The organism is Thermodesulfovibrionales bacterium (assembly GCA_035622735.1).
In the GTDB taxonomy this organism is placed as follows: domain Bacteria; phylum Nitrospirota; class Thermodesulfovibrionia; order Thermodesulfovibrionales; family UBA9159; genus DASPUT01.
In genome coordinates this window covers 1-4,462 of record DASPUT010000125.1, presented here as the reverse complement: position 1 = coordinate 4,462, position 4,462 = coordinate 1, and the positions used below count along the sequence as shown (strand labels likewise).

Sequence of the window (4,462 nt, the reverse complement as noted above, 5' to 3'; positions counted from 1 at the left end):
AACGGACACATGCTCAGGAGTTTCGAAGGAGGACAGATGGAAAATTATCGAGTGAGTATCATGTTGTGTGGGGGCACGGGCTGCACGGCGGCGGGCAGCCTGAAGATAAGGCAGACCCTCAAGGATGAGATCAAGAGTAGGGGTCTCTCAAGCGAGATTAATATTCTGTTGACCGCCTGTAACGGCTTCTGCGCCCAGGGCCCGGTTATGATTGTCTATCCCGATAAGGTCTTCTACCAAAAGGTCTCGATGGCCGATGTGCCCATTATTGTTGAGGAGCATCTCATCAAGGGAAGACCGGTCGAACGCCTCATGTACAAGGAGCCCGTTAAGAAGCTGCCCCTGCCGGGGATTCAGGATATACCATTCTTTAATCTCCAGGTCCTGAGGGCCCTGCGAAATAAGGGGATGATCGATCCGGAGAAGATCGATGAATATATCGCCCGTGACGGTTATCAGGCCGCTGCGAAGGCGCTGACGGAAATGACGCCGGAACGGATCATACACGAGATTAAGATGTCGGGGCTTCGCGGCAGGGGAGGAGCCGGGATCCCTACGGGGATCAAATGGGAAATCTGCGCTAAGGCCGATTCGGATTCGAAATATATTATCTGCAACAGGAGCACCATAGAAGTCGAGCCCCACATTGTTATTGAAGGGATGATAATCGGAGCTAAGGCGATAGGGGCGCATAAGGGGTATGTGTATGTGAGAACAGGATATCCGATCGTTATCCACAGGCTGAATATCGCCATAACTGAGGCGAGAGAATACGGACTCCTCGGCGAAAATATACTCGGGACGGGGTTTGATTTTGATATAGAACTGGCGAAGAGTGCTGACGAGTTTGTCTGCGGTGAAGAGACCGCCCTCCTCATGTCGATAGAGAGCAAACGCGGCATGCCGAATCCGAGACCTCCCTATCCTGTCGAAAAGGGTCTTTGGGACGAGCCTACGGTGATCAATACCGTCGAGACATTTGCCAACATACCGCAGATCATTCTGCAGGGCGCGGAATGGTACAGGAGCGTAGGCACGGAAAAGTCCCCCGGCACGAAGATATTCACGTTGAGCGGTCCGCTCAATAATACCGGCCTTATCGAAGTTCCGATGGGAATCAGTCTCTCATCGATCATAAACGATATAGGCGGAGGGATGGAGAAGGGAAGAAGACTGAAGGCCGTCCAGGTTGGAGGCTCCACGGGCGGGTACATCCCTGAACACCTCCTCGATGTACCAGTGACGTATGAAGACGTCACGAAACTGGGAGCCATTGTGGGTTCAGGCGGAATCGCCGTCATGAGCGATCTGAACTGCATGGTAAGCGCCGCAAAATTCGTCTTTGAGTTCGCCTCCGATGAATCCTGCGGAAAGTGTCCGCCCTGCAGATTGGGCACAAAGGTGTTGCTGGACAAGTTGAAAGGTATAACGGAAGGGCGCGGTGAAGAGGGCGATATAGAAGTCATGGAAGACCTTGCGCTCGAGGTGAAAGAGACATCCCTTTGCGGACTGGGACAGACGGCGATGAACCCCGTGCTTTCGAGCATCCGATACTTCAGGGAGGAGTATGATTCTCATATCAGGGATCTATGGTGCAAAGCGGGGGTGTGCCGCGATCTCTGCACCTTTTTCATCGAAGGAGAAAAGTGCAAAGGGTGCGGCGCCTGCGCGAGGGCCTGTCCCCGCAAGGCGATTTCCGGAGAGAAGAAACAACCCCACCGCATCGATCAGGCGCTCTGCATACAGTGCCGCTCGTGCTACGAAACCTGCAAGTTCGGCTCGATCGGGATCGGCCCGAGGAGCATGAGGGAAGAACTTCTCTGCGTTCAGACTGAAGCGGCCGGAAGGGAGGAATAGAGGACTCATGGAACTGACGATAAACGGAAAAGGCATAAAGGCCGAAAGCGGCAGCACAATCCTACAGGCAGCCCTGAAGAACGGCATTTATATCCCTAACCTCTGTTATGACAAGAGGCTCAAGCCGTTCGGGGGATGCAGACTCTGCGTTGTGGAGGTGGAGGGAGAAAAAAAGCTCCTTGCTTCCTGTGCGACGCCGGTGAGAGAGGGCATGACGGTCCATACGGAAACGCCGAGGCTTGCAAAGGCGAGGAAGACCGTTCTCGAGCTTCTCTTGATCCACCATCCGCTCGACTGTCCCATCTGCGACAAGGCCGGGGAATGTACCCTTCAGGATCTCGCGTTCCAATACGGGCCTTCCCAAAACAGGTTTATTGCCGAAAGAAGGCACGAACCGGAGCTGACCGACTCTCCTATCGTCGAGCGCAATCCGAACCGATGTATCCTCTGCGGGAAGTGCGTGAGGCTCTGTTATGAGCACCAGGGGGTCGGAGCGATCAGCTTTATCAAGAGGGGATTCGGCATGAAGATAAGCCCCCCCTTTGAAGAAACGCTCGACTGCGAGTTTTGCGGACAGTGTATCGACACCTGCCCTGTGGGAGCGCTCGGCAGCAAGCCGTACCGGCACCAGTCGAGGGCATGGTATGTCGATGAACAGGAAATAATCTGCCCCTATTGCGGATGCGGTTGCACGACAAACATGAGTATCCGGGAAGGGAGGATCGTGCGGGCGAGAGGGAAGGAGGGGGTCGGGGTAAACAGCGGGGACCTCTGCAGCAGAGGAAGGTTTGGCTTCGACTACATCTATTCGGAGAACAGGGTGACAAAACCGATGATTAGGAAAGACGGGACCCTGACAGCGGTTTCATGGACGGAAGCCCTCGAATATACCATGGAGAGACTTCGGGCCATAAAGGGAAAATACGGCCCTTCGGCCGTGGGCGCCATCGGCTCCCAGAGGTGTTCGATGGAAGACAATTACATGTTCCAGAAATTCATGCGCGAGGTCATCGGCACGGATAACATAGACTCTGCCGCGCGGTTCGGGTATGCAAAGGCCCAGGAGGCGATACACCGCGCTTTCGGGATCGATACGTTACCGATTGGTTGGGATGCGCCGCTGCATGCCGACTTTATCCTTGTTGTGGAATCGGATATAACCTCAACCCTTCCCGTCTGGGGATTGAATTTCATCCTTGCCAAGTATTACGGCAAAAAGCTTGTTGTTGCAGACTCGAAAGAGACGAAACTCGCGCGTAACAGCAAACAGTGGCTGAGACTGAAACCGGGATCCGGAGTTGCCCTTCTGAACGGCGTGATGAAAGTGATTATCGACGAGGGGCTTTATGATACGGCAAAGGCTGCTTCCCTGCGGGGCTTTCATGACTTCGTGAGCAGTCTCTTCCCGTACACGCCGTCGGCGGTCTCGGGGATGACAGGCCTGTCCGAAGATGAGATTGTGAATCTTGCACGTTCGTATGCCGCGTCCGGAAAGAGGCTCCTCGCCCTCACCTCGAATGCCTCAGAAAACGCGATGAGCCTGAACACCCTCCTCGCCGCAGCGAATCTCGTCCTTCTCATGGGGGATGCACCGGAGACACTTCAGATACCCGCTGAGTTCTCGAATACCCTCGGCATGTGGATGACGGGCATCAGACCGTTGAAAGACGGAAAAGATATCTACGGAATGTTTTACGAACCGAATGAAATGAAGGCGCTCTTCATCATGGGAGAGAATCCCCTCGTGAGCTTCCCCGATACGCCGACAGTCGAGAAGAGACTGAAGGGATTGGAACTGCTCATTGTCCAGGACATATTTCTCAGCGAGACCGCAAAGATTGCTGACGTCGTACTCCCTGCAAGCAGCTGGGCAGAAAAAGACGGTACATTCATGTCTGCAACAGGGGCCGTCCAGAGGATAACAAAGATCGTATCGGAGACAGGGGAGTCTATCCCTGACTGGATGATATTCAGGAATCTGGCGAGAATCGAGAACAGGGAATTGGGGAAAGGGATCGATGAGATCAGGCGGCAAATGGCCGCCATGATGCCCGAAGACGGAAGAAAGGGGCTGAAGCCTGCCTTCAATCCTGTAGCGCTTGAAGCGCAGGAGAAGACAAGCGATGAGTATCCGCTGTTTTTGGTGACCGCGAATCTGCTCCAGCATTCCGGGGCCTTGTCCGTACTCTCGAAGAATCTTGACTCTGTGACACCTCAGGCATGCCTTCAGATAAACTCGGGCGATGCGAAGAAGTATCATATCGCGCATGACACCTTTGTAAGGGTAAAATCAAAGAGGGGTGAAGTGTATTTAAAGGCCCTCGTGACGGACGAAGTTCCGGAGGGCACCGTATTCGCACCGGTCCATTTTGCTCATGCAAAAGTCAACGTCCTGACCCATCCCCCGGTGAACGGGGGAGCGCCGCTTGCGGCGGTAAGGGTCGAGTCAGCTATGTAAGGGGGGGACCAATACATCGCTCCATGGGAGATATGAAGAATGGGATTAAAGGAGGATAGAGGATGAAGGGGAAGATACTGATGGTTGATGATGAGGAGATAGTGCTGAAGAGCTGCGAGCGGATATTGCGGCCCGAGGGGTATGAGG

General features: G+C 54.1%; 2 protein-coding genes. Both read left to right on the top strand.

Features of this window, described 5'->3' with window-relative positions:
- Positions 1–36 precede the first annotated feature (36 nt).
- Complete coding sequence (locus VEI96_06910; GenBank protein ID HXX57714.1) at positions 37–1,857, top strand: NADH-ubiquinone oxidoreductase-F iron-sulfur binding region domain-containing protein; 1,821 nt, start codon at positions 37–39, stop codon at positions 1,855–1,857.
- 7 nt (positions 1,858–1,864) lie between these two features.
- Positions 1,865–4,315 carry a molybdopterin-dependent oxidoreductase gene (locus tag VEI96_06905; protein ID HXX57713.1) on the top strand — a complete coding sequence of 817 codons (2,451 nt, stop codon included), beginning with the start codon at positions 1,865–1,867 and terminating at the stop codon, positions 4,313–4,315.
- Positions 4,316–4,462: the final 147 nt, after the last annotated feature.

Coding starts and splice junctions, on each gene's coding strand:
- VEI96_06910 (HXX57714.1), top strand. CDS start 37: ATGGAAAATTATCGAGTGAGTATCATGTTGTGTGGGGGCACGGGCTGC.
- VEI96_06905 (HXX57713.1), top strand. CDS start 1,865: ATGGAACTGACGATAAACGGAAAAGGCATAAAGGCCGAAAGCGGCAGC.